Genomic DNA, 4,755 nt, shown 5'->3' with positions numbered 1-4,755 from the left:
ACGCTGGGCGCGTTCGCCGAGCTCGAGCCCGACCGGGTGCGCGAGCGGCTCGGCGTGCACACGCTGGGCGCGTTCGCCGAGCTCGAGCCCGACCGGGTGCGCGAGCGGTTCGGCGAGCGGGGCATCCGCCTGCACGACCTGGTCGCCGGCGCCGACTCACGGCCGGTGCAGCCGCGCACCCCGCCCCCCGAGCTCCACCGCGAGGTGGCGTTCGAGCCGCCGCTCGAAGACGCCTCGCAGGTCGCGTTCGGCATGCGGATCGCGGCCGACGAATTCCTCGACCGGCTCGGCGCGCACGGGCTCGTGTGCACCGAGCTGCGGGTGGGCATCCTCACCGAGCTCGGGGAGCGCAGCGACCGGGTGTGGCTGCATCCCGGCTCGTTCGACGCGGCCGCCGTGGTCGACCGGGTGCGCTGGCAGCTCGCCGAGGCAGGAGGCCTGCGCAGCGGCGTGGTGCTCGTGCGGCTCGAGCCGGCCGCGGTGGATGCCGCCTCCCACCATCAGCCGGCCATCTTCGGGTCGGGCGCCGACGAGAAGGTGCACCATGTGCTCTCGCGCGTGCAGGCGATGCTCGGGCATCGCGGCGTGCTCACGCCGGTGATCGAGGGCGGGCGGTGGCTGGGGGAGCGGCAGACGCTCGTGCCGTGGGGCGACCGCGCCGAGCCGGGTCCGGATGCCGCCCGCCCCTGGCCGGGCAGCCTGCCGCCCCCGTTGCCGACCACGGTGTTCCCGCAGGCGCTGCCGGTCGACGTGGTGACCCGCACGGGGGCGGCGATCGAGGTGTCGGAGCGGGGCGTCGTGAGCGGACAGCCGGAGCTGCTCACCGTCTCCGGGGGCGGGGAGCGGCCGGGGCGCCGCGAGATCGTGTCCTGGGCGGGGCCGTGGCCGGTCGACGAGCGGGGGTGGGATGCCGACCGTCGCCGGGTGGCGCACCGGTTCCAGGTGGTCGACGACGAGCTCACCGCGTGGCTGCTCGTGTGCGAGGGCGGCGTCTGGGCGGCGGAGGCCCGCTATGACTGACGCCCGCTTCCCGGCTGCCGGCACGAGGGGCGGTGGCTGATGGGCTTCGACAACCCCTCCATCCCCTGGTCGGAGCTGGAGCGCACCCTCAGCGACCGGCGGCGCCCGCAGAACATCCCCGCCGACGCCGACGGCGGAGACAGCCCGGCCTGGTCGCGCAAACGCGGGCCTTATGTGGCAACGCCCATCGAGCGTCCCGCCGACGCCGTGCCGTATGCGGAGCTGCACGCGCATTCGTCGTACTCGTTCCTCGACGGGGCGTCCTCGCCCGAGGAGCTCGTCGAGGAGGCGGAGCGGCTCGGGCTCCACGCCCTCGCGATCACCGATCACGACGGGTTCTACGGCATCGTCCGCTTCGCGGAGGCGGCGCAGGAACGCCAGGTCAAGACGGTGTTCGGGTCCGAGTTGTCTCTACGCATGCCGACGCAGCGCAAGGGCCAGCCCGACCCGGCTGGCGCGCACCTGCTCGTGCTCGCCCGTGGAGAGGAGGGCTATCACCGCCTGGCCGCGGCCATCACGCACGCCCAGCTCGCCGGCGGCGAGAAGGGGCGTCCCCGCTACGATCTCGAGCAGCTGGCCGAGGCCGCGGGCGGGCCGGATGCCGGGCACTGGGCGGTGCTCACCGGATGCCGCAAGGGCGCGGTGCGGCAGGCGCTCGAGGGTCGCGGGCTCATCGCCGGTCCGGATGCCGCAGCCGCCGAGCTCGATCACCTGGTCGCGCTGTTCGGCCGGCAGAACGTGTTCGTCGAGCTCACCGACCACGGCGACCCCCTCGACACCACCCGCAACGACCTGCTGTGGCAGCTGGCCCGTGACCGGGGGCTTCCCGCTCTGGCGACCAACAACGTGCACTACGCCACGCCGCAGCGACGGCACCTCGCCGCAGCGGTGTCGGCGGTGCGGGCGAACCGCAGCCTCGACGACCTCGACGGGTGGCTGCCCGCACACGCCGGCGCGCACCTGCGCTCCGGCGCCGAGATGCAGGACCGCTTCGCCCGGTATCCCGGGGTCGTGGCCGAGACCGTGCGGCTCGCCGATGAGCTGGCCTTCCCCCTGCGCAACGCCCGCCCGGCCCTGCCCAAGCTCACCATCCCCGACGGCAGCACCCCGATGGAGCACCTGCGCAGGCTCGTGTGGGACGCCGTGCCGCGCAAATACCCCGACGCCCCGCCCGAGCACCTGAAGCGCATCGAGAACGAACTCGCCGTCATCGAGTCCAAGGACTTCCCCGGCTACTTCCTCATCGTGCACGGCATCGTGCAGGAAGCCCGGCGCCGCGGCATCCTGTGCCAGGGCCGGGGATCCGCCGCCAGCAGCGCGGTCTGCTATCTGCTGGACATCACCGCCGTCGACGCCATCCGCTACAACCTCCCGTTCGAGCGGTTCCTGTCGGCGCTGCGCGAGGAGGAGCCCGACATCGACGTCGATTTCGACTCCGACCGCCGCGAGGAGATCATCCAATGGGTGTACGGCGAGTACGGGCGGGAACGGGCCGCGCAGGTGGCCAACGTCATCCAGTACCGGCCGAAGAACGCGGTGCGCGACATGGCCCGAGCACTCGGCTTCTCACCCGGTCAGCAGGATGCCTGGTCCAAGCAGGTGGAGCGGTGGGGCGCCTCCCTCTCCACGGCGGGCGGCCACGACATCCCGGACCAGGTGCTCGAGTACGCGGGCGAGATGCTGAAGGCGCCGCGGCACCTCGGCATCCACTCCGGAGGCATGGTGCTCACCGAGCGACCGGTGGGCGAGGTGGTGCCGATCGAGCACGCCCGCATGGAGAACCGCACGGTCATCCAGTGGGACAAAGAGGACGCAGCCTGGATGGGACTCGTGAAGTTCGATCTGCTGGGACTCGGGATGCTCGCGGCGCTGCAGCACTGCTTCGACCTGGCCGCCGCATCGACGGGGGAGCGGTGGGAGCTGGCGACCCTGCCGAAGGAGGAGCCCGCCGTCTACGACATGCTGTGCCGGGCCGACGCGATCGGGGTGTTCCAGGTGGAGTCGCGCGCGCAGATGGGCCTGCTGCCGCGCCTGCAGCCGCGGGAGTTCTACGACCTCGCCATCGAGATCGCGCTGATCCGTCCCGGTCCCATCCAGGGCGGTGCGGTGCATCCCTACGTGCGACGCCGGCGGGACCAGGAGGACGTCACCTACCCGCATCCCAAGCTGAAGCCGGTGCTGGAGCGCACCCTCGGCATCCCGGTGTTCCAGGAGCAGCTCATGCAGATGGGCATGGCGATCGGCGACCTCACCGCGGCGGACGCCGACCTGCTCCGTCGCGCCATGGGCTCCAAGCGCGGGGTCGAGCGGATCGACTCGCTGCGCGACAAGCTCTTCGCCGGCATGGCGCACAACGGCATCCCGGACGACGTCGCCGCCGGCATCTACGCGCAGATCCAGGCGTTCGCGAACTTCGGGTTCGCCGAGTCGCACTCGCTGTCGTTCGCGCTGCTGGTCTACGCCAGCACGTGGCTGAAGCTGCACTATCCGGCGGCGTTCCTGGCGGGGCTCCTGCGCGCCCAGCCGATGGGGTTCTACTCGCCGGCGTCCCTCGTCGCCGACGCCCGCCGGCACGGCGTCGAGGTGCGCCGCCCCGACCTGCACGCGTCGGGGGCGGATGCCTGTCTCGAGCCGCTCGACGCGGCGGGGCCGGCGCAGCGTCCGCCGACGGGGCGGGATGCCTGCACCGACCGCCGTCAGCCACCGGTCGGCGCATTCGACCGGGATGCTCCCGACGAGACCGCTGCGCACCGGCGCGACGGCGCATTCGCCGTGCGGCTGGGGCTGGCGTCCGTCACCGGCATCGGCATGCCCATGGCGCAGCGCCTGGTCGCCGAACGGGAGGAGCATGGTCCGTACCGCGACCTGCGCGACCTCGTGCGGCGCACGGATGCCACGGCTGCGCAGCTCGAGTCCCTCTCCACGGCGGGAGCCTTCGAATGTCTCGGGCTGAGCCGGCGCGAAGGCATCTGGCTGGCCGGGTCCGCGGCCCAGGACCGGGCCCGGTACCTGCCGGACTCGGTGGTGTCGGTGCAGCCGCCGCTGTTCGCCGATCCCACCGACTACGAGCGGCTCGCCTCCGACCTGTGGGCGACCGGGGTGTCCACCGACGACCATCCGCTCGCGCATGTGCGGGAGCGGCTCGACGAGCGCGGGGTGCTGGTCTCGACGCAGCTGCAGGGTCACGAGTCCGGGCGGCGCGTCGAGGTGGCGGGTCTCGTCACCCACCGGCAGCGGCCGGCCACGGCATCCGGCATCACGTTCCTCAACCTCGAAGACGAGGCGGGGCTCGTGAACGTGATCTGCTCGCAGGGCATGTGGACGCGGTACCGGCGGGTGCTGCGGGATGCTCCGGCCCTCATCGTGCGGGGCGTGCTGGAGCGGTCGATCGAGGGGGTGGTCAATGTCCTCGCGGACGCCGCCGTCGACCTGCGGGTCGGGGTCGCGCACACGTCGCGGGACTTCCGGTGACGCGCGCCGTCAGCACGGGCGCGCGCCACCGGAAGACGCCTCCTTGATGGCGCCCTACTTGATGGCGCCTGCGGTGAGGCCCGACACCACGCGCCCCTCGATGAGGGCGAACAGGATGATCACCGGCACCGTCGCGATGAGCGACCCGGCGAACAGGTGCCCCCAGTCGACCGAGTACTGGCCGATGTAGCCGTTGATGGCGACGGTGAGCGGACGCTGGTCCGGGTCGGACGCCAGGCTCAGCGTCAGCGCCACGAGGAACTC

Annotated in this window: 1 protein-coding gene and 2 pseudogenes; 2 read left to right on the top strand and 1 reads right to left on the bottom strand. The window is 72.7% G+C overall.

Annotation, left to right across the window (positions count from 1 at the left end):
- Together VJR25_RS03020 and VJR25_RS03015 are read left to right on the top strand one after the other, a co-directional pair.
- Positions 1–1,020: pseudogene (locus tag VJR25_RS03020) on the top strand (DNA polymerase Y family protein); the annotation flags it as partial.
- Between the two features lie 39 nt (positions 1,021–1,059).
- A complete protein-coding gene (locus VJR25_RS03015; protein ID WP_324112387.1) occupies positions 1,060–4,491 on the top strand; it encodes an error-prone DNA polymerase in 3,432 nt (1,143 codons plus the stop codon).
- A 54-nt stretch (positions 4,492–4,545) separates the two neighbouring features.
- Here VJR25_RS03015 and VJR25_RS03010 read toward each other — a convergent pair.
- A pseudogene (locus tag VJR25_RS03010) lies at positions 4,546–4,755 on the bottom strand (carbohydrate ABC transporter permease); the annotation flags it as partial.

It is taken from the genome of Microbacterium sp. (assembly GCF_035277845.1).
Taxonomy (GTDB): Bacteria; Actinomycetota; Actinomycetes; order Actinomycetales; family Microbacteriaceae; genus Microbacterium.
The sequence above is the reverse complement of the archived record's forward strand: the minus strand, read 5'-3'. Positions and strand labels throughout refer to the sequence as shown.